24 protein-coding genes are annotated in these 19,739 nt (G+C 43.4%); 14 read left to right on the top strand and 10 right to left on the bottom strand.

The window, feature by feature from the left end; all coding sequences use genetic code 11:
- The first annotated feature begins 16 nt into the window (after positions 1-16).
- Both Q0307_RS10260 and Q0307_RS10255 read left to right on the top strand, forming a co-directional pair.
- Complete coding sequence (locus Q0307_RS10260) at positions 17-637, top strand: LysE family translocator (protein WP_298660174.1); 621 nt, start codon at positions 17-19, stop codon at positions 635-637.
- 123 nt (positions 638-760) lie between these two features.
- Positions 761-2,032, top strand: coding sequence for an O-acetylhomoserine aminocarboxypropyltransferase/cysteine synthase family protein (locus Q0307_RS10255; protein WP_298660172.1), 1,272 nt, complete (start codon positions 761-763; stop codon positions 2,030-2,032).
- Here the strand turns inward: Q0307_RS10255 and murI are convergent.
- Both murI and Q0307_RS10245 read right to left on the bottom strand, forming a co-directional pair.
- A complete protein-coding gene (gene murI, locus Q0307_RS10250; protein ID WP_298660171.1) occupies positions 1,995-2,837 on the bottom strand; it encodes a glutamate racemase in 843 nt (280 codons plus the stop codon). The two genes, Q0307_RS10255 and murI, sit on opposite strands and share 38 nt — an antisense overlap.
- Positions 2,830-3,630 (bottom strand): inositol monophosphatase, encoded by an 801-nt coding sequence (locus Q0307_RS10245; RefSeq protein ID WP_298660170.1) that lies wholly within the window; start codon positions 3,628-3,630, stop codon positions 2,830-2,832. The genes murI and Q0307_RS10245 overlap by 8 nt, the downstream gene beginning before the upstream one ends.
- Positions 3,631-3,665: 35 nt before the next feature.
- On the opposite strand from Q0307_RS10245, the gene hemH reads away from it, so the two are divergent.
- From hemH to Q0307_RS10230, 3 genes are read left to right on the top strand one after another with little or no spacing between them, the layout of a single operon-like run.
- Entirely contained in the window at positions 3,666-4,775 is a 1,110-nt protein-coding gene (gene hemH, locus Q0307_RS10240) for a ferrochelatase (RefSeq protein ID WP_298660169.1), read from the top strand.
- On the top strand, positions 4,775-5,539 hold the full coding sequence (locus tag Q0307_RS10235; RefSeq protein WP_298660168.1) for a molybdopterin-binding protein: 765 nt from the start codon (positions 4,775-4,777) through the stop codon (positions 5,537-5,539). Before hemH ends, Q0307_RS10235 begins: the two co-directional genes overlap by 1 nt.
- Positions 5,540-5,547: 8 nt before the next feature.
- Complete coding sequence (locus Q0307_RS10230) at positions 5,548-6,489, top strand: lysophospholipid acyltransferase family protein (protein WP_298660167.1); 942 nt, start codon at positions 5,548-5,550, stop codon at positions 6,487-6,489.
- Here Q0307_RS10230 and Q0307_RS10225 read toward each other — a convergent pair.
- The 8 genes from Q0307_RS10225 to Q0307_RS10190 all read right to left on the bottom strand — a co-directional run bounded on the left by Q0307_RS10225 (position 6,466) and on the right by Q0307_RS10190 (position 11,171).
- The gene (locus Q0307_RS10225; RefSeq protein ID WP_298660166.1) at positions 6,466-6,876 is read right to left on the bottom strand and encodes a GNAT family N-acetyltransferase; all 411 of its coding nucleotides are present in this window, start codon (positions 6,874-6,876) and stop codon (positions 6,466-6,468) included. The genes Q0307_RS10230 and Q0307_RS10225 overlap by 24 nt on opposite strands.
- Positions 6,877-6,923: 47 nt before the next feature.
- A complete protein-coding gene (gene sctJ / locus Q0307_RS10220; protein WP_298660165.1) occupies positions 6,924-7,529 on the bottom strand; it encodes a type III secretion system inner membrane ring lipoprotein SctJ in 606 nt (201 codons plus the stop codon).
- A 24-nt stretch (positions 7,530-7,553) separates the two neighbouring features.
- Entirely contained in the window at positions 7,554-8,120 is a 567-nt protein-coding gene (locus tag Q0307_RS10215) for a hypothetical protein (protein WP_298660164.1), read from the bottom strand.
- Between the two features lie 19 nt (positions 8,121-8,139).
- Positions 8,140-8,505 (bottom strand): tetratricopeptide repeat protein, encoded by a 366-nt coding sequence (locus tag Q0307_RS10210; protein ID WP_298660163.1) that lies wholly within the window; start codon positions 8,503-8,505, stop codon positions 8,140-8,142.
- A gap of 87 nt (positions 8,506-8,592) precedes the next feature.
- Positions 8,593-8,796, bottom strand: coding sequence for a hypothetical protein (locus tag Q0307_RS10205; RefSeq protein ID WP_298660162.1), 204 nt, complete (start codon positions 8,794-8,796; stop codon positions 8,593-8,595).
- 107 nt (positions 8,797-8,903) lie between these two features.
- The gene (locus tag Q0307_RS10200) at positions 8,904-9,113 is read right to left on the bottom strand and encodes an EscE/YscE/SsaE family type III secretion system needle protein co-chaperone (protein ID WP_078921954.1); all 210 of its coding nucleotides are present in this window, start codon (positions 9,111-9,113) and stop codon (positions 8,904-8,906) included.
- A complete protein-coding gene (gene sctD, locus Q0307_RS10195; protein ID WP_298660161.1) occupies positions 9,113-10,450 on the bottom strand; it encodes a type III secretion system inner membrane ring subunit SctD in 1,338 nt (445 codons plus the stop codon). The genes Q0307_RS10200 and sctD overlap by 1 nt, the downstream gene beginning before the upstream one ends.
- Before the next feature lie 70 nt (positions 10,451-10,520).
- Positions 10,521-11,171, bottom strand: a complete 651-nt coding sequence (locus Q0307_RS10190; protein WP_298660160.1) for a DUF4124 domain-containing protein — start codon at positions 11,169-11,171, stop codon at positions 10,521-10,523.
- Between the two features lie 333 nt (positions 11,172-11,504).
- Here Q0307_RS10190 and Q0307_RS10185 point away from each other — a divergent pair, with 333 nt between their 5' ends.
- The 9 genes from Q0307_RS10185 to Q0307_RS10145 all read left to right on the top strand — a co-directional run bounded on the left by Q0307_RS10185 (position 11,505) and on the right by Q0307_RS10145 (position 19,736).
- Positions 11,505-12,734: a hypothetical protein gene (locus Q0307_RS10185; RefSeq protein WP_298660159.1), complete on the top strand. Its 1,230-nt coding sequence runs from the start codon at positions 11,505-11,507 to the stop codon at positions 12,732-12,734.
- Between the two features lie 164 nt (positions 12,735-12,898).
- Complete coding sequence (sctQ, locus tag Q0307_RS10180; protein ID WP_298660157.1) at positions 12,899-13,969, top strand: type III secretion system cytoplasmic ring protein SctQ; 1,071 nt, start codon at positions 12,899-12,901, stop codon at positions 13,967-13,969.
- A 5-nt stretch (positions 13,970-13,974) separates the two neighbouring features.
- The gene (gene sctR, locus Q0307_RS10175; RefSeq protein ID WP_298660155.1) at positions 13,975-14,634 is read left to right on the top strand and encodes a type III secretion system export apparatus subunit SctR; all 660 of its coding nucleotides are present in this window, start codon (positions 13,975-13,977) and stop codon (positions 14,632-14,634) included.
- 1 nt (position 14,635) lies between these two features.
- Complete coding sequence (sctS, locus tag Q0307_RS10170; RefSeq protein WP_298660153.1) at positions 14,636-14,905, top strand: type III secretion system export apparatus subunit SctS; 270 nt, start codon at positions 14,636-14,638, stop codon at positions 14,903-14,905.
- Positions 14,902-15,690, top strand: a complete 789-nt coding sequence (sctT, locus tag Q0307_RS10165; RefSeq protein ID WP_298660151.1) for a type III secretion system export apparatus subunit SctT — start codon at positions 14,902-14,904, stop codon at positions 15,688-15,690. Before sctS ends, sctT begins: the two co-directional genes overlap by 4 nt.
- The gene (locus Q0307_RS10160; protein WP_298660148.1) at positions 15,677-16,723 is read left to right on the top strand and encodes an EscU/YscU/HrcU family type III secretion system export apparatus switch protein; all 1,047 of its coding nucleotides are present in this window, start codon (positions 15,677-15,679) and stop codon (positions 16,721-16,723) included. The genes sctT and Q0307_RS10160 overlap by 14 nt, the downstream gene beginning before the upstream one ends.
- Positions 16,724-16,768: 45 nt before the next feature.
- Positions 16,769-17,350, top strand: a complete 582-nt coding sequence (locus tag Q0307_RS10155; RefSeq protein WP_298660146.1) for an NfeD family protein — start codon at positions 16,769-16,771, stop codon at positions 17,348-17,350.
- Positions 17,347-17,670, top strand: coding sequence for an STAS domain-containing protein (locus tag Q0307_RS10150; protein ID WP_298660144.1), 324 nt, complete (start codon positions 17,347-17,349; stop codon positions 17,668-17,670). The genes Q0307_RS10155 and Q0307_RS10150 overlap by 4 nt, the downstream gene beginning before the upstream one ends.
- A gap of 11 nt (positions 17,671-17,681) precedes the next feature.
- Positions 17,682-19,736, top strand: a complete 2,055-nt coding sequence (locus Q0307_RS10145) for an FHIPEP family type III secretion protein (protein ID WP_298660142.1) — start codon at positions 17,682-17,684, stop codon at positions 19,734-19,736.
- Positions 19,737-19,739: the final 3 nt, after the last annotated feature.

Here is a 19,739-nt window from a genome sequence, read left to right as displayed (position 1 = left end):
AGGTAAAGGGATTGGCATGACATTAGCCACTTGGTTTTCTTTGCTGTTGGTTTGCTTAATGGGAGCCATGTTCCCCGGTGCAAGTTTAGCAGTCGTCTTGCGCCAAACTTTAAATAACTCGCCTTTACATGGTGTGGTCACTTCCATGAGTCATGCTTTAGGCGTAGGGGTTTATGCTCTACTATCTGTCTTGGGTTTAGGGCTATTGCTACATCAATCCCCCGTACTCATGCAGATTCTCAGCTATGGAGGTGCCCTTTATTTATTGTGGATTGGGATACAAGGGATTCTGGCTAAACCCACTGGCAGTACTGGGCATGCTGAATTACCAACCAAGCAAACCGCTTCACTGTGGGATGCTGCCCGCGATGGCTTCATGATTGCCCTACTCAATCCCAAAATCGGTTTATATTTCCTAGCGCTCTTCAGCCAATTTATTCATGCCGACATGGGTATCGACGCTAAAGCTATTTTTGTGCTCACGATTATTTTTGTTGATGGACTCTGGTATGTGCTCGTCTCACTTGTATTATCACAAGGCTCTGTTTTAGCTTGGTTAAAGCATAATCAGTTGTGGGTAGAGCGAGCTTTAGGCGTGGTATTAATTGCGATTGCTTTACGGATCTTTTTGACTTAGACCAATTTCGCTATCTATGCTTATTCTAAGAAAAGCTAAGCATCTAGGTGGTAGAACCTCGGTAAACCATGCAAAATCGCAAACGTTATTTGACGTAATTCCCGCCTCTGGAGGAGAAGCTTGATGCAAAAAGAAACCCTATCGATTCATGCTGGCTATGAAACTGACCCCACGACTAAATCAGTTGCAGTACCGATTTATCAAACCGTCGCTTATGAATTTGACAATGCACAGCACGGTGCCGACTTATTTAATCTAGTCGTCCCCGGCAATATTTATACGCGAATTATGAATCCCACCAATGATGTGTTGGAAAAGCGGGTTGCCGCGCTAGAAGGCGGGGTTGCCGCTTTAGCGGTTAGCTCAGGCATGGCCGCAATTAATTATGCGATTCTAACCATTGCTGAAGCAGGTGATAATATTGTCACCACGCCACAACTTTATGGCGGTACTTATACACTATTTGCACATATGCTGCCAAAACAAGGCATTGAAGTACGCTTTGCAGAGAATGACAGCCCTGAAGCGCTTGAAAAGCTGATTGATGCGAAAACTAAAGCGGTCTATTGCGAAACCATCGGTAATCCAGCCGGAAATATTGTGGATATTGAAGCGATTGCTACCGTCGCCCACAAACAGGGCGTAGCCGTGATTGTCGATAATACAGTTGCAACGCCAATCTTATGTAATCCCATCGATTATGGCGCAGATGTAGTCGTCCATGCTTTGACTAAATACATTGCCGGACACGGCACTTCAATTGGTGGGATTATTGTTGATTCTGGCAAATTCCCGTGGGCACAGCATAAAGAGCGCTATCCAACTTTGAATAATCCAGAGCCTGCTTATCATGGCGTAGTTTATACCGAGGCATTAGGGCCAGCCGCTTATATTGGCCGTGCGCGTACCGTGCCTTTGCGTAATACTGGCTCTGCCTTATCACCTTTCAATGCTTTCTTGATCCTGCAAGGCATTGAAACTCTAGGCTTACGCATGGAGCGCCACTGCGATAATGCTTTAGCAGTCGCTAAGTATTTACAAGCACACCCTAAAGTCGAGTGGGTGAATTTTGCTGGCCTTGATACTGATAAGTATCACACCTTGGCCAAAAAATACTTCCAAGGCAAACCTGCTTCACTGTTAACCTTTGGGATTAAAGGTGGCTTTGATGCGGGAGTGAAGTTCTATGATCAACTGCAATTAATCAAGCGCTTGGTCAATATTGGGGATGCTAAATCCTTAGCTTGCCACCCCGCTTCCACAACCCACCGGCAATTGACCGAAGCCGAGCAATTGCGTGCAGGTGTGCGCCCTGAAACCATCCGGATTAGTGTGGGGATTGAGCATATCTCCGATATTATTGCTGATCTTGAGCAAGCTTTTGCAGCGGTATAGTTAAATAAGGCTCAGGCAGCATGGCTGTAGTTAATTCATGCTGCCAAAGCAATTGCATACTTTGCCAATGGTTTGGGTCTGCTTTGCTAGAATAAAAACTCACCAAACCTTGCTGCTCACTATGAGCCGTTAACTTGTGCTTATCCAATATGCGTATTACATGCTGGGCTACCGCATTACTGGTTTCTAAGATTGTCATATCGCAGCCGATGATGTCATACAAACTGTTAACTAGGAATGGATAATGCGTACAGCCCAAGACCAGCACATCGCTACCCTGCTCGATTAAAGGTTGTGTGTAGGCAGTCAACAAAGCGCGTAGCTCTTTACTTGCAAAATCGCCTCGCTCTACATGCTCAACTAAGCCGGGGCAACCTTGGGCTACGACTTTCACGCCATTAGCGTATTCGTGAATCAAGCGTTGCAAGCGCTGACTGTTGACAGTCTGCTGAGTAGCCAAGATTCCAATAACACCTGTACGGGTGATCCGCACGGCGGGTTTAACGGCTGGCTCAATCCCAATCACTGGCACAGTCAACTGCTCACGCATCGTTTCAATGGCATGCGCGGTTGCAGTATTGCAAGCCACTACCAGCATTTTAGCCCCCTGCTCTAGCAAAAACTCACTAAGCTGCAAGCAACGTTGTGTGATATAGGCGCTGGATTTACTCCCATAAGGTGCATGCCCCGAATCAGCAATATAAATCAGCTCTTCTTGGGGCAAAAGACGGTGGATTTCGCGCAAGACCGAAATCCCCCCTAAGCCCGAATCAAAAACCCCAATGGGCTGAACAGATTTAGACATTATCATTATAAGTTTGTAGAAAGCTGAGCCATTGTTTAAACAAGTCTGGATCAGGCGAAGCTACCACTGGGTTATTGGCTAATTTCTTTAAATTCACTGGCTTACCATCGATGCCTGAAGAATAACCACCTGCCTCCGCTAAAATCAAAGTACCCGCCGCTAAATCCCAAAGCTTCATACCACCATGTAAATACACATGCCCACGATTCGTTGCCATCCACACCCACTCTAAAGTACTAGCACCCAAATTACGTTGTGAGCCGTAAGGTGTGTGTTCAAGTAATACCCATTGCATCAACTTCGGTAAGCGCTTGAAATCCACTAAAGCCACTGCATGCGCGAGTTGAAAGCCAATCTGACAGCACTGTAGGCGCTGTCCATTTAAGTAAGCGCCCTGACCACGACTAGCGGTAAATAACTCATCACGTACCGGATCATAGGTAATAGCTAAAACGACTTGACCGTTTTGAAATAAAGCCAAGGAGCACGCAAACAACGGAATACCTGAGGCAAAATTACTGGTTCCATCTAAAGGATCTAAACACCAAAACACAGGCGCTTCTTGCAAAAGCTGTTCCTGTTGCGCTGTTTCCATTTCTTCGCTGAGTAAAGGAATCTCGGGATAGCTTGCTTGCAAATAAGCAGTGATACACTGATTAGCCGCCAAGTCCGCCTCCGTGAGTACACTACCATCGTCCTTGAACTCATAACCGACTCTTTCAAAACGCGAAAGAATTTCTGCACGCGCTATCTCACGTATCTTTTGTGCAATTGCTTGCAGGTCAGGCTGCATGGTGTATCCTTCGTGTCGAAAATAAGGATGATACCATGAGCCGATTTGTCAACGAACAAGACTATTTTCACGGAAAAGCTGATTGTGCCGGGGTGCTCTTAGTCAACTTAGGTACACCGGACGCACCGGATGCGCCCTCATTGCGCCGTTATTTACAGGAGTTTTTATCCGATCCCCGTGTGGTCGAAATCCCGCGTTTAGTCTGGTATCCCATCCTGAATTTAGCTATTTTGCCTAAACGTCCCGCAGCGAGTGCCGAGAAATATAAAAAGATTTGGACGGAGCAAGGATCCCCCCTACTGAGTATTTCTCGCCAACAACAAGCCGCGATTCAAAAAGAATTAGAGCGGCGCTTTCAAGGCCCTGTGAAAGTCGAGTTGGCGATGCGTTATGGCAACCCCTCGATTCATGATGGCTTATTAAAACTTAAAGCCGAAGGGGTGCGCCGCTTACTGATTTTACCGCTCTATCCTCAATATTGCGCCGCGACTACGGCAACTAGCTTCGATGCGACCTTCAAGGAGTTACAACGCTGGCGATGGATGCCTGAATTGCGCACCGTTACGCATTACCACGATCACCCCGATTACATTGAAGCCCTGACACAAAGCTTATTTGACTATTGGAATAAAAACTTACGCGGTGAAGTGTTAGTCATGTCCTTCCACGGTATTCCTAAGCGTAACCTAACTCTAGGTGATCCGTATTATTGCGAATGCCAAAAAACAGCCCGTTTATTAGCAGAAAACTTGAACTTACGCCCGCATGAATATCGTGTCACTTTCCAATCGCGCTTTGGTAAAGCGGAATGGCTACAGCCTTATACCGACAAGACTTTAGAAGCCTTGCCCAAAGAAGGCGTGAAATCAGTGGATGTGATTTGCCCCGGATTCGCAGCAGACTGTTTAGAAACTTTGGAGGAAATTCAGCTTGAAAATAAAGAGTTTTTCTTACAAGCAGGTGGGCAGCACTATCAATATATACCTGCTTTAAATACTAACTATCGGCATATTCAAATGCTTTGTGATGTGATTCAGCAGCATACACAGGGTTGGGCAGAAACTTCTCCCGATTGGAATGGTCAGACCCTGCAAAAGCAGGCAGAATTAACCCAAAAACGCGCACAAGACCAAGGGGCAACATAATGAAAACTAGCGGTAAAGTTGGCTTAATCTTGATTGGAGATGAATTATTAAATGGTTCACGCCAAGATAAACACTTACCCGCTGTCTTAGCCATGTTACAAGCACGCGGGTTGGTTTTAGCTTGGGTACGCATGGTTGGTGACGAATACCCGCTCTTACTTCAAACACTACAAGAAACGCTGCAAACCGCTGAGATAGTGTTTAGTTTTGGTGGGATTGGGGCAACCCCTGATGATTTAACCCGCCAATGTGCCGCTGCAGCCTTGGGGCGGCGCTTAATTCGCCATCCGCAATTACAGGCGATTATTGAGCGTCGATTTGGCGAGCATGCCTATCCTAATCGGATTCGTATGGCAGATTTACCTGATGGAGCTAGTTTAATTCCGAATCCGGTGAATCAAATTGCCGGATTTAAAGTGCTAAATCATCATTTTGTACCCGGTTTTCCGAATATGGCTTGGCCGATGATTGAATGGGTTCTGGACACACACTATCGGCATTTTCATGATACCGAGCCTAATATTGATCAACGTTGGATGTTGGAAAATGCCCCCGAAAGTGAACTAATTCCTATGATGGAGGAGTTGCTGATAACCTTTCCTGAAGTACGCTTATCTAGCTTACCCAGTACAGAGAATCGCTTCCAAATTGATTTTGGCTTAAAAGGCAAACGTGCTGCCGTTAAACCCGCAGCTACTTGGTTTGAAACTCGTATGCAAACCGACCAAGTAAGCTGCGCTCGTATTAACACTGAGGCGTTCTAAGTTCAGCAGTGGCAAGCTCTTATCACCTACCAAAAAATCTCTTACATCCACGTTATTGGCTTAGCTGGTGGGCGGTGGCAAGCTTAAGCTTATTAGCTTTTTTGCCTTGGCAAGTTCGGCATGGTTTAGGCAAACAGCTAGGTAGCTTGATGTATAAGCACAACACCAAGCGCCGCCAAATCATTTTGGTAAATTTAGATATTGCTTTTCCCAAACTGACGCCAGCAGAACGTGAACAATTTGCTTTAGCAAACTTACAAGAATATGCCTGTGCCTTACTGGATTACAGCCTACTGTTCTTCCGCTCAAGAAAGCACTTATATAAAAACATTCACCTCAGTGGCCAAGAACATTTACAGCAAGCCATCGCCAAAAATCAAAATATTATGCTGCTGCTAGGACATAGTGTCTGGCTAGAATTTGCACCTGTGGCTATTGGCGAGCATTTCAAAGCTTATGGTTCCTACAAGCCTTTTAAAAATCCTGTCTTTAATTGGCTTATCATGCGTAGCCGCTTGCGTGATGTGCAATTTGTCGTTTCCCGCGAAGAAGGCATGATCAAGCTGGTTCGCTCTTTAGAGCCAGGTAAGCTTCTGTTTTTCTTGCCTGATCAAGATCATGGTGAGAAGCACTCTGTGTTTGCACCTTTCTTTCAAGCTGAAAAATCAACTTTAGCCACGCCGGCACGGATTGCTAAATTAGGCAGGGCTTGTGCCTTTCCGCTTATGAGTTTTTTTGATCATAAAACGGGTAAATATCAGATCCAAATCGAGCCTGCATTGGAGGGTTTTGGGGCTTTGGATGCTCTGGAAGACGTTACGAATATGAATGCTAGTTTTGAGAAACTGATCCGTCAGCACCCTACACAATATATGTGGTTGTTGAAACTCTTTAAAACTCGTCCCAGACAGGATGAAAATCCTTATTCAAAGCTCACGCGTCATGCGTAAGCCTTCTAACATTTGCCCTTGGAAATTAAAACTGAAGGTTGCTTGCTCATGAAAGCCCAATGCTTCATAGCAAGCACGTGCTGCCAGATTAGACTTCACGATAGAAATACGTAGCTGTTTTTTATGCTTTAATTTTTCCAGCATATATTTAAGTAAACGCAGTCCCACTTTCTGCCGATGAACCTTCGGGTCTACATAGAGCCATGCAATATAATCATGCACATAGCCGCCAAAACCTTTAAGCTCGCCTTCCTCTTCTAAGACAAAAACAGTCGATTGCAAGAAGCGCTTTAAGTTGTCTGGCTCGTCTAACAGGCTATAGAACTCAAACTGACTTGTTTCAAAACCTAATTCATAAGGTCTAGCTCGCCGATATATTTCGGACACATGGGTTAAATCTTCTTTCTGGTAAGCACGAATCATAATATGAGGTATTATTTTTCTATTTTATTCAATTGAGCAGGCACCATGACAACTGAAACCTTATCATAACTCAAGCCTTCAATGCTCTTTTCAACAATTAGTTTAATTTCAGATTTCATACTCTCTAAATCATAAGCAGGATGATATTTAATGAAGACTGAAGCAGAGGAAGGTTTTAATTGTTGACCGGAAGCACTATTTTCTGGCAAAACAACATGCACCCGCGCGACTAATACACCATCGATCTGCGTTAATGTCTCTTGTACACTTTGCGAGAGGGCAAAAATAAAACGGGCGCGCTCTTCAGTTGGCGAGGAAATTAAACCATCTTTTTGGAACATCTCATTAACTGAAAAAACTTTCTCTTTCGGATAACCATGCTCCTGCAACAAACGCACTGCGGATGGAATATTCGACTTATCTACACTTAAGGTGTAAGTATTGGTCTTTTTATCAATGATTTTTTCAGCAGAAATGCCCTGGTTGAGCATAATTGCTAACATATTATTGGCATCTTGCTCGCCTAAACCACTGTATAAATCGGTTTTACACCCTACTAACGCGAAAAGTATAAACAGTAAAAGGGCTGGTTTGCTTTTTATTGTCTTCTTATTCATTGCAACCTTCTTAAGATTTTATGATTAACCACTTGCTCTAAAGAGAGTTTGGAAACCTCTAGAGAGTTGCGACACAATTGATGAGGCTAACTCAACACCTGAAGACCACATCTGGAAATTCATTGCCCATGTATTAATATCGCGCTCGTAATTGAGCATAGCGACATTACCTTTGCGCGTGTTATCAAACATTTCCTGTAGTTGATTAGCTTGATTTCCAGAACTAGTAGATACACTCGGGTAGGTACGTAGGTTTTTAGAACTGCTAGGATTAAACTCATCCATATAAGAAGAGAGCTGTGGGCGATTCTTCAGTTGCTCCATAATGGAATGATAAGATTTATCCATCCCCGTCACACGTTCAATCAAAGCATCACTAAACGCGGGTGTACTTGCTTCTGTTGAGCCAACTCTTTGTAGGACTGGTTGATCACGCATCGAGGGGGAATCGATTTGCCCCCCTTGTCCTATATTAGTTAAGAGATCCTGGAAGCGTGTCGAGTCCATAGCCTCTGGTGTAGGCAAAGGTTGCGGACTAACTTGGGCATTAGGGACGGGTAGTTGAATACCTAATAAGCTCGGATCTACCATGACAATATCCTAGTTTTAATTACTTAGACAAATAAAAATCGGCAATGCCTTTTTCGTCTGAGTTACCACGCAACGATACTTCTTCAAATAGGGTACGCGCTTCATCAGTTTCACCAGAAAGATTTAAAGCGATACCTAAGAAACATTTAGCACTCATGTGCTCAGGCTCTTTCGCTAATACTTGGTTACGGAAAATAGAAATAGCCCCATCCATATCCCCCGCATACATTTTCGCTACTGCTACCCCCATTTTGATTGATGACTGTTCTCTAGCAATTGCATCCACGCCCTCCATAATCATTTGAGAACGTACTGAATCGCCTTTAAAACAGGCCATGTAACCTACCTCAGATAATAATTGAAGAATTTCAGTCGTTGCTTTCATTATTTTCTCTTTATTAATGCAATATTTACTATTTAATTATGGCACTGCACCTATTAGGCACAGTGCCAAGCCTTACTTAATTAGCGATTAGCTAGATGAGTTTCTGGCTAGTGTTTGCATGATACCTTGCATCCGCTCAGTTACAGAGGCCTCATGCTCAAGTGTAGTGCTTTCAATACTAAACCTTCTATTCTCTGCTACAGATTGCTCTTGAAACTGTAACATAGCATTATTGGTTGCTTGCATTTTACTAATAGCATCTGAAAATGAGCTAGTATCAAGTACTGACATTATGAATTAACTCCTAATTAAAAATTATAGAATTCCCGATGATTTTTACATCAAACGCAGGGAACAATAAATAGAGAGGCATTGCGCTCCATGCCAAGTCACATCCCTTATTTCTGGGACCAGACCTGTTCCACTACCTCCGAACCCGCCTCTAGTGCCTGCAGAAATTTATTTAATTTTTCATATTCTGCTGGCTCTACCCCCTGGTTTAACTCAAACCGTACTTCTGATGCTACTTGGCTGAATTTTTCAAGAATTTCATTCTTGTAAATACCTGAAATATCATTTTTGAGGTTTTGCTCTATTTGTAAAATCATTATTTATCCTCTACACCATAATACATTGGTATTTCGATACCATTATTTGAAAGAAGCACATGATCTGGAGTAATTTTCTTAATGAAATAATCATTCCCCAGACTAGAACCCTCCATATACTTCTTACCATCTTTGGAAACTAGGAACGGTGTGTCACCTACGCTAACGCTTCTGATCACTAACTTAAGGCGATCACGCACGTTATATAGGTTCTCAACGATAGTCGGACCTGTTCCATTTGTTTGAGTAAATTCATCATATAAAGTAGCCCAACGTTTTAATTCGTTTTGGGTCAACTCGCCGTCAACTTTAATACGAGCCTTTTCGATAGTAACCTTAACGCGGCTAGACAGGCCTTTTTTCTCGATAAACTGCACCAAAGCTTCCTTGCGCTTGATCAAGGTTTGGACAGATCGATCATCAATCGATTGAATACCACTAACATCTGACATGATATTAGCTTTAATCTGTGCCCAATCCGCCTCATCACTCACATAACCATGTGCTGCTAATTTGCCTTGTTCTAAATTGCTAAAAGACAAATCGTTCTGTCCTAAAGCACGAGCTACTTGGGTGGCATTCGCGACTAAATCCTCGCGTACCCAGACACGATAATTAATCCCACTCCCTGCCAATAAGGCCTGATTCATCAACTTACGCTTATCATCACGAGTTTGCACATAACCAGAGATAGCCGTGCGCCCATCGGGATCACGCACTAGGGTTAAATCAGTGGGTTGTAGCTTTTTGAGCAATTCCTGTGCGCGCTGCTCGGCTGATTCACTTAAACCTACTTTCTCGGCTAGACCACTAAGATAAGGTTTTAAAAATAATAAGTTCGCAAGTAGCAGCAACCCTAAGCCTACCAACAACAAACTCCAACCTAAAGCCTTTGATTTAGGCTTTAACTCCATCGGTTCAGAACGCAAGTTTGCAACAGGTGGTATATTCTCAGTAGGTTTCGTGGCTCTAACCGTTGGGGGTACTACGGATTCAGAAGGTCTAGTTTCAGCTCCGCGCCGTCCGGGCTTACGCACATCTGCAACAAAAAAATCAATACTACCTAAACTCACCACTTGATAGGGTTTGAGAGGATGAGAGCCTAAATCAATTTCTTTGTTATCAATTAATAAGGGTTTAGCCAGCACCTCTAAGTTAATAGCTTCTTCTTCAACTCTTAACTTGATATGTGAGTCAGCAATATTTTCATCGTGCAGAATAATATCGCTAGACATCGACTTGCCGATGACTGTGTCGCCCGTCTTTAAGCGAACTAAAGCACCAGCATTGCTGCCACTAAGCACTTTCAATAAGTAGGGGGTGTGCTGCATGCTCATAGGATTTGGGGCTCTTTTTCAAAAATCGTGGTGAGTTAATAATTTCACAGGAAAAACTCCACACGAAAAATTAGCGATTAATGACATCCACCACGTCGAAACCGGGGAACCGCTCCTTAGTAGCCACATCCTTGTTGACATCAGCATTGGTTGCTTCAGGGCGTTCATTGCTGTAATTCACTCGCCCATTAGCATCGACCCACTTATACACTTGTGGACGCTCTAATTTTTGGGTATCCACGATTTTTGCCATATCTAAAACAGCACTCACAAATCGCTCCGGACCTGTGAAATAAATCATATTATCCACTTCAGACACTTCCCAGTGATACTGACTGTCCAAGACATTCAAACGTTTCATGGCTGTGGTAAAGGTTTGAGGAGTCATTTTTTCTAAACTCACTGAGCCGCGCTGTGCTTCATTTTCCTTATAGACATATAGCGTCTCGCCATCAAAGAACCAAATCAGTCCGTAGGTTTTGACTAAATCACTGAAAATCTCTTTAGGGAGTTGTTGCTTATAGTGCAGGCTCACGACATCTTTAATATTGGGGCTAACTACCACCGGTACTTTCTGCGTAGAGGCTAAGGTCTGTAACAAATCCACTAAAGGTTCTTGGTCAGAAAAGTGCGAATAAGGTTTCTCGCTCCAAGTCAAAGGAGCAGCCCACACCGTTTTTGTTAGTAGCAACAAGCAAACTACTAGTAATCTTACTAACATTATTGAATCCAGCCTAAGTATTTTCTATAAGAACAATCATTTCAAAAACAAGGCCACAGGTCGAATTACACCTAGATGAACGCAACAAAACAACGGCATAGAAGGCAATGTCAGAGAGTCGGGAGGTTTAACAAAATACCTCTCTTTTAAAAAAGCATAGCTAAAGTTATGCCTAAGCTCTAGGCAAGCTATCCGACATCCACTACCAGTTATCAACTTACAGCAGGATAGGCTACCCAAAGAGGATTTAGACTAGAAGTTCACAATAAAAATGTCCTGCTTTTGCGAATGCCGGATTAATAACAACCTTAACAGTGGAGCTGGGAACCAGCTATGACAACCAGTATTGCTTTTAACACTAACTATCAAACCACTAAAGTTAGTAGCACTAACCAAACACATAACGCCAATCACGCTTTCAATTGGTCAAATGCACAGAGTTTATTAGCCTCCCCCAATCAGCATCTGCAAATCGTAATGTTGGTGATGCAATTGTTACAACAAATGATGCAACAGCTTAATCAAACCACGACTCAACAGCCTAGCACGCCGCCACCGACTCCTTTGAGTCTAAGCCAAGCCGAACAAGCTATTTTAGATAGCAGTTTTGCTGACACAACAAGCAAAGTGCGAGTTCTAGATGGTAACAGCCAAGACGGTAAATTAAGTGTTGGTGATACTTTGATAGTCGAAAATCAAAGTGGGCAAGAATTAAAGCGTAGTAGCCTGACCACTGCTGATATTTATGAACTCCGGTTTCGCGAAAGCATGTTGAAAAATGGCTTAGCCATTGAATCTGGTTGGGAATTCACTGATCAGCTCATCAGTATCAAAGCGGGTAGTTTAGCAGAACCTGAAACGCGCTTATTTACGGGCGCTAACGGTCAAACCGGCACAGAACGCGTCTTAGAACGTAACCAATTTTGGGAGGTGGTCGAGCGCGATAACAATCGCTATTTGCTCATGCGTACTACTAATGATCAAGGCCAAACCATTCAAGCTGCCGATGCTTTAAATGATATTTTCAACCATCGCGACCATTATGCTTTCGATTGTGCAAGTCCTATGTCATTGCTTAATTTAAAAAGTAGTTTAGACACAATCGGGGTCGACGACTTTAATCGTAATGCTGGGCAATTAATGATTTCCTCATGGTTTGATCAATATGACTCTTCCAATTTTGATGGTGGCTATCTCGCTAAAGTCAGAACGGCTGCTGCCGGCGAAATTACCATTAATGGCATTCGCAATTTAACGGGGGAAACAGCGCTGTTCGATCCTACTAAAGGAGATAAATTGATTGCGGGTAATGCCTATTATTTTGATTTACCCGGTGATACGAATTCATCCGTTCAAGGTTGGAATGCTTTATATCTAGGTCAAAATGTAGATGGCAGTCATGATTTCTGGAGCAATAGCATTGGCAAGATCACTGTTGACTTTGCTAATAACAGTTATCTAACTGCCGGCCTTCTCAGTGGGTATTACTTAGGGGCGGTCATGTCTGAGCCTAATGCTGGACGCTTACAAGCTTGGGATACTGATCAATCGGTAGTGAGTTAATGCAGATCAACGGTGTAAGTTGCAGCTCAGATTGCTTAGCTATACACTCGGTTTATAAAATAATTTATAAGCTACTTGCGCAATCTTTCACAAATGTGCCAGCAAGCTGTGTTCAAGGCAGCTTGGTATGGGTCTGGACATTGTAGGCCATAAAGATAATAACAATGACTGATGAACACCGTCGTATAAAGCTTAAGTCACTTGCTCCACTCTCATGGACACCTGCAGCGGTGCGCATGAATAATTTACTTCTGAATAAAACGCAACCCTTTGCATTTTTTCTCAGCGAAACTAAAGCTTTCCGTCTGCAAGTTTTCCCGACTGAACCCGATACATCAGCCATTTTACCGATTGGTCTTACCTTAGGTATTGGCGATACGACTGCTGGATTATGGTTATCAGATTGGCCTTTACTTGATCAGATTCGCGCCTTTATCCCTGAGGGAATGCTGTCACGTTTACCAGAAAACTTAGGGATTGCCTTAGCTGAAAATGCTCTCGACCCACTAATTACACGGATTGAAAATGGCTTAGGTAGCAAAATCAAAATTCAATCTTTATCAGCTGATAAAAATAATAAGGTTTATACCTTGCCGCTTAGTTTTGAGCTACTTGAAGGTCGGCGCGATGCCCCTCAACAGGAGCAAATGAATCTAATTCGCGGCTTGTTAATAGTTGAGGAACGTCTCTATCCCTTAATTCAAGAGCGCCTACGTTTTTGGCCTTCCGATACTGAAGCACAATGGGAAAGCTTGGAAGCTAATCTCTTTCTGGAAATTGGCACTGCCACTGTTTCCGTACAAGAGATCAATAATTTTGAAACCTCCGACATCATTTTATTAGATGAGCGTGGTTTCCGCAGTGAGGGCTTAATTCGTCTACGTCTCAGTACCCTACTCTATTGTGGGGCACAACTTATTGCTGAACCCAACCGGCAGATCACTATTACGACGGACTGGAATATTATGAGCGACAATGATCAAAAACAAAGCGTCCAACAAATCAATCAATTGCCTGTGCAATTGTCGTTCGATTTAGGACATAAAACACTGTCCTTTAATGAAGTAAAGCAGCTACGTCCCGGCTATGTGATTGACTTAACTCAAAGCTTACCTGAAGTCGTCCAGATTCGTGCACAGAATAAACTGATCGGTACGGGTGAGTTAGTTGATATTAGTGGGCGGATTGGAGTACGCATTCTTAGCCTATTCGGTAATCGCTCAAAAGCAGGTTAGACAGCATGGATGCGACATTTCCGAATCCCATATTACTAGTGGGGCTGCTGACCTTATTAGCGTTAGCACCCTTCCTAGCAATTTTGGTAAGTTCTTTTATTAAATTAGTTGTCGTCATGCAATTAACACGGAGCGCTTTAGGTCTACAACAAGAACCGCCCAATATGGCTATCAGTGGCATCGCGATAATTCTGTCGATTTATATTATGGCTCCTGTGGCGATGGAGACTTATGAAATCTTTCAGAAACAAGGGGTGCAAATCACCGACATTCAAAATCCGAACTTCACCAGTGCTTTAAGCGAGAGTGCCACCCCCTTACAAAACTTTTTAACTAAGCACTCTTCTGAAGCCGAACGTAATTTCTTTGTTAAAACCACTCAACAAATTTGGCCTGAGAAATACTCAAAAGATGTGACTGAACGGCATTTGTTGGTGTTGATTCCAGCTTTTTTAGTCAGTGAATTGACGCTAGCCTTCCAAGTAGGCTTTCTGATTTACCTACCCTTTATTGTGATTGACTTAATCGTTTCAAATATTTTGTTGTCTTTAGGCATGATCATGGTTTCACCCGTGACGATTTCCTTGCCGTTTAAGCTGCTGCTATTTGTGATGATTGATGGTTGGTCTCGCTTAATTCATGGCTTATTACTGAGTTATACCTGACATGGATGAGAATAGTTTCTTATTTTTCACCGCTCAAGCCATGAAACTGGTGTTGTATTTGTCGATGCCAGCGATTGTGGTCGCGACTTTAGTCGGTTTGATCATTGGGTTATTCCAAGCTTTGACCTCGATTCAAGAACAAACTTTACCGCATGGGTTTAAGTTAGTAGCCGTCATGGTCGCAATTGGTATTACGGTACGTTGGTTAGGGCCAGAACTTTACAATTATACCATTGGTATCTTCGATCAGATCGCCTTGGTGCACCGATGATTGATGTCTGGCATACATGGTCACTCGCTTTGATTCTAACCGCACCTAGAATTTTGGTGGCTTTTACGGTCATTCCCGTTTTTTCTCAGCCGATTTTCCCTGCGATGATTCGGAATGGAGTCATGGTAATCATTTCCCTAAGCTTAGTCCCACTTACCAAAGAACAACTGACGGGTATCACTTTAGATATTCCAATGTTTGCCTTATTGATCTTCAAAGAGTCAGTACTCGGTTTATTATTAGGTTATGCCATGAGTTTACCATTTTGGGCAGCACGTGGAGCGGGTTTAGTCATGGATATGCAGCGGGGTGCTATGGCAGGAATGTTTTTCTCGCCCACACTCGGTAATATGGTATCGCCGTTAGGCAATCTGCTAGGCCAACTCGCCATTACTTTAGTTTTTACGAGCGGTGGCTTTATGTTGTTGTTACAAACTTTGATGCTCAGTTATCAAGTTTGGCCTTTGGATAAATTCTTTCCTGATCTCACTCCTGAAACCGCGAGCTTCTTCGTCAAACAATTAGATGTCTTGATGTATACCACGCTTTTGATTGCAGGCCCCTTCATTGGCATCATGCTTATCATTGATATAGGTACAGGTTTGGTTGGCCGCTATTTGCCACAACTAAATATTTTCCTGCTTTCAATGCCGATTAAGAGTGCCTTAGTATTTTTAATTTTAATCGTTTATATCGGCATTATTGGCCGCTACTTACATGATAGCTTTCTAGATTTTGGTGCCAACTTGAACTTTCTCCATAGGCTAGTCGATGGCGGAAAGTAGTAGCGAAAAAACCGAAAAGGCTACCCCCCAGAAAATTCGCGATGCGAAGAAAAAGGGGCAAGTGCCGAATAGTAAAGACATTCCCGGTGCATTGATTCTATTAACTGCTACCATTTACTTGTGGGTGATGGGTGACTGGATGTTAGTCAAAATGACTGAACTCTATATGATCAGTTACCAACTTCCCACGCTGCCATTCAAACAAGCCTTAAGTGCAGCGCTTAGGATTTCTTTAGAAATTGGCTTATATGCGATTGTGTTGCCCTTCGTGGGTTTAGCTGCTGTCATGGGGATTCTTGGGAATATCGTGCAGTTCGGTATTTTGTTTTCCTTTGACCCAGTGATTCCACGCTTAAGTAAAGTCAATCCGGGCGAGGGTTTCAAACGCATTTTTTCCATGAAGCAGTTTGTTAATACCCTACTCTCTTTAGTTAAAACCTTAGCTATTGCCCTAGCGCTGTATATCGTCATGCATGTCGGTTTCTTTCAATATATGAATGAAATCAAACAATGCGATATTCCTTGCCAAAAAGAAATCACCGTTGAGCTTCTAACAAAGCTGATGATGATGATCTTGCCTTTAATCATCACGCTAGCGACGCTGGATTATATTTTCCAAAAAATTCAATTTGAAAAAGATCAGCGGATGACTAAAGAAGAAATTAAACGTGAGATGAAAGACGCCTATGGTGATCCACATATCCGTGGCGCCCGTCAAGGTATGCGCCGTGAGCTAACTGAGCAAGACATTCATTCAAGGATTAAGACAGCTCGTCTGGTGATCATAGACATCGGTTTGGCTGTTGCTCTTTACTATGAGCAGGATGTTACACCTTTGCCAGTCATCGTTGCGATTGGTAAAGCGGGCATGGCGCGTAAGATGATTGAGATTGCTCAGATTGAGAATGTGCCCATTATTAGTGATGCGCGCTTGATAGCTGATTTGATTGAAGAGGGAAAAATTGATCAGTATATCCCTGCATCTACTATCGACCGAGTCGCTAAAGCTATGCGCAATAATAATAAACGATAATTGATAATTCGGTTACTCCCTACACCTGCAGATTAGACAGAGACGATGGATACTCAGGAACAACAAACAGCCAGTGTTAACAGGGATAATACTCTAGCCAAGGACGGAAACAAAACTAGCCAACTTTTAACGAGTACGCTAGACCGCATTCGCTCGGGTGAACTAAAGGCACGCCTACACTATTTCCTTTTTCAGCAAACCCAACAAGCTAAGGAATCAGACAGCTTACTTTCCAAATACAAGCGGCGCTTATTGGATGATTGGCAATTATGGCTCGGCTTAGGCATGTTCTTAACCGCCTTAATGATGTTTGCCAGTCCGCAAAAAACTTGGGTTTGGCAATTACCTTTAGTACTGCTCTCGGTGGTATTAGCACCAATCTTGTTTGAAATTCCTGCTGCCCTAAACAGCCTATTTGGGCATACAGAGCATCAGCATTTGGTGGGTAAAACGATTACTTTGACCCGTCCGATTGTTGATCGGCATGGACAAACCATTTTAGAAGGCCGTGAATGGTTAGTATCAGGCCCAGATTGCCCAACAGGTGCTGAGGTCAAGATTGTGACTTTAGACGCTAAAACCCTGTATGTGATCCCCAAAGCGGGTTTAAGACGAGCAAACACATGAGTATCGCTGAGAATAGCATTCGTATCGCTCGTCAAACCGACCATACGGTAATTACTTTGCAAGGTGTGTTAGATCAGGAGCTAGCGGGTAACTTGGTGCCTTTAGTTTCAAAGGTCTCGCCACCTATCATTTTTGATTTACGCCAAGTCAGCTATGTGACCGCCGCTGGCTCACGGGTGATTTTGGGCTACTACCAAAGCTTTGGTGTTAAACCACTTTTACGTCATGCGAATCAGCATATCATCGACTTGCTAGCGCTGAGTGGTACTTTGAATTATGTCAGCCTCGCCGAAGACGAGCCTGCCCATACAGGAAATTAAGCGAGGTTTCTATGCAAACGATTCAATCGCAAAGCTTACTTCATAAAATCACTCGACGTAGTGATTTGGCCTTGGCTGTTTTGTTGGTCATGGTAATCTTTATGATGATCATGCCACTGCCTACTATCGTGATTGATACCTTGATTGCTTTTAATATGTCACTAGCGATCATTATGTTAATGCTAGCCATTTATTTGCCTTCACCACTTTCCTTCTCCTCCTTTCCGTCTGTGCTGCTTTTAAGCACACTTTTCCGCTTATCTCTAAGTATTGCAACCACGCGGGTTATTCTCAGCGAGGGGGAAGCAGGCCATATTATTCAGACCTTCGGTGAATTCGTGGTCGCCGGTAATATGATCGTAGGGATCGTGGTCTTCCTGATCATTACCATTGTGCAATTCATCGTGATTACTAAAGGCTCAGAACGGATTGCCGAAGTCAGTGCTCGTTTCTCCCTAGATGCGATGCCGGGTAAACAAATGAGTATTGATAGTGACCTGCGTGCTGGGGTTATTAGCATGGCTGATGCGCGCAAACGTCGCTCTAATCTGGAAAAAGAAAGCCAGCTCTTCGGCTCTATGGATGGAGCTATGAAGTTCGTCAAGGGTGATGCAATCGCGGGCTTAATTATTATTATCGTGAATATTATCGGTGGTATTGCCATTGGTAGCTTCCAACGGGGTATGCCGATTGGTGAAGCCATGCAGTTGTACTCATTGCTCACGATTGGTGACGGCCTAGTATCACAAATTCCCGCCCTCTTCGTATCGATTACCTCAGGAATTATTGTTTCACGGGTCACGGTCGATGAAGAAAGTAATTTGGGTGAAGATATTGGCCGCCAACTATTAGGTCAACCTAATGCTCTCTTGATTGGTGCCACAGTAGTCACTCTGATGGGATTAATTCCCGGCTTCCCAACCATTGTCTTTTTCTTCTTGGGTGCTATTTTAGGCTTAACCGGCTTCCTCTTGAAGAAGGTGCAGAATCGCTTTGAATTCGGTGCAGCCGAAGAAGTGACCGTGATTGGTAATCAACGTGCTGAGCTATTAGCAGGTGGTGGTTCTTCTGCTGAAATGGAGGCGTTGGATGTCATGCAACCCTTAGCCCCTGTATTAGTTGAACTCCCCGAAGCGGCACGTGAGAGTATTTCCTTACCTGAACTCAATACTAACTTTATATCAGTGCGTGAAGACTTCTATAAGGATCTAGGTGTTACCTTGGAAGGTATCAGTATCAGTTTATCTAAGCAGATTGAGGATGACACTTACCGTATTTCAGTGCATGGCATTCCTGTGGGTCAGGGTCAGTTAGGGATTAAAAAACCGCTATTAGCCCAAACTGAGACGAACACGTCTAACCAAAATGCTTTGCCACAAGTATTAAGCCGTGGCTTAGATAAACTTAATCCCAGTCAGATTCTGACTCGCCATGTAGCCTATATCCTGCGTCGCCAAGCCCCTGAGTTTATTGGTGTACAAGAAATTCACGCTCTAATGGGCAAATTAGAAGCGGCTGGTTATGCAACGCTCGTGCAAGAAGCACAGCGGGCTGTGAATAAAACGCGCATGGTTGATATTTTAAAACGACTATTAGGTGAAGGAATTTCAATCCGTGACATGCGTCAGATCTTGGGCACTTTAGTCGAATTTGGTGAAACCGAAAAAGATAATGGTGTACTGACCGAACGTGTCAGAGTTGGAATGAAACGTCAGCTATCTTATACCTATACCAATGGCACTGGACGCTTACCCGTTTATCTCTTCGATCCAGAAAGTGAAAAACTTGCACAATCCAGTGTAAGGCAAACGCCAGCCGGTGTGCACCTAGCCCTTACGCCAGATGTGAACCGCAATTTAGTCAATAATTTACATAGAATAGAAGAGAGTAATCGTCAACTTATTAGTGAAGGCCCGCGCCCGGTCATTCTTACTAGTCTTGATTTGCGTCGACATTTACGCACGCATTTGGCAGCAGAGTTTCCTGATCTACCGATTATGTCCTTGCCTGAACTGACCTCTAATGTCTCAGTGCAACCCGTTGGTGAAATCCGTTTGACACAGTAGCTT

Origin of the sequence: uncultured Thiothrix sp., assembly GCF_937873765.1 — a bacterium.
Lineage (GTDB): Bacteria > Pseudomonadota > Gammaproteobacteria > Thiotrichales > Thiotrichaceae > Thiolinea.
Note: the sequence above shows the minus strand (reverse complement) of the source record. Positions and strands in the feature narration are given on the sequence as shown.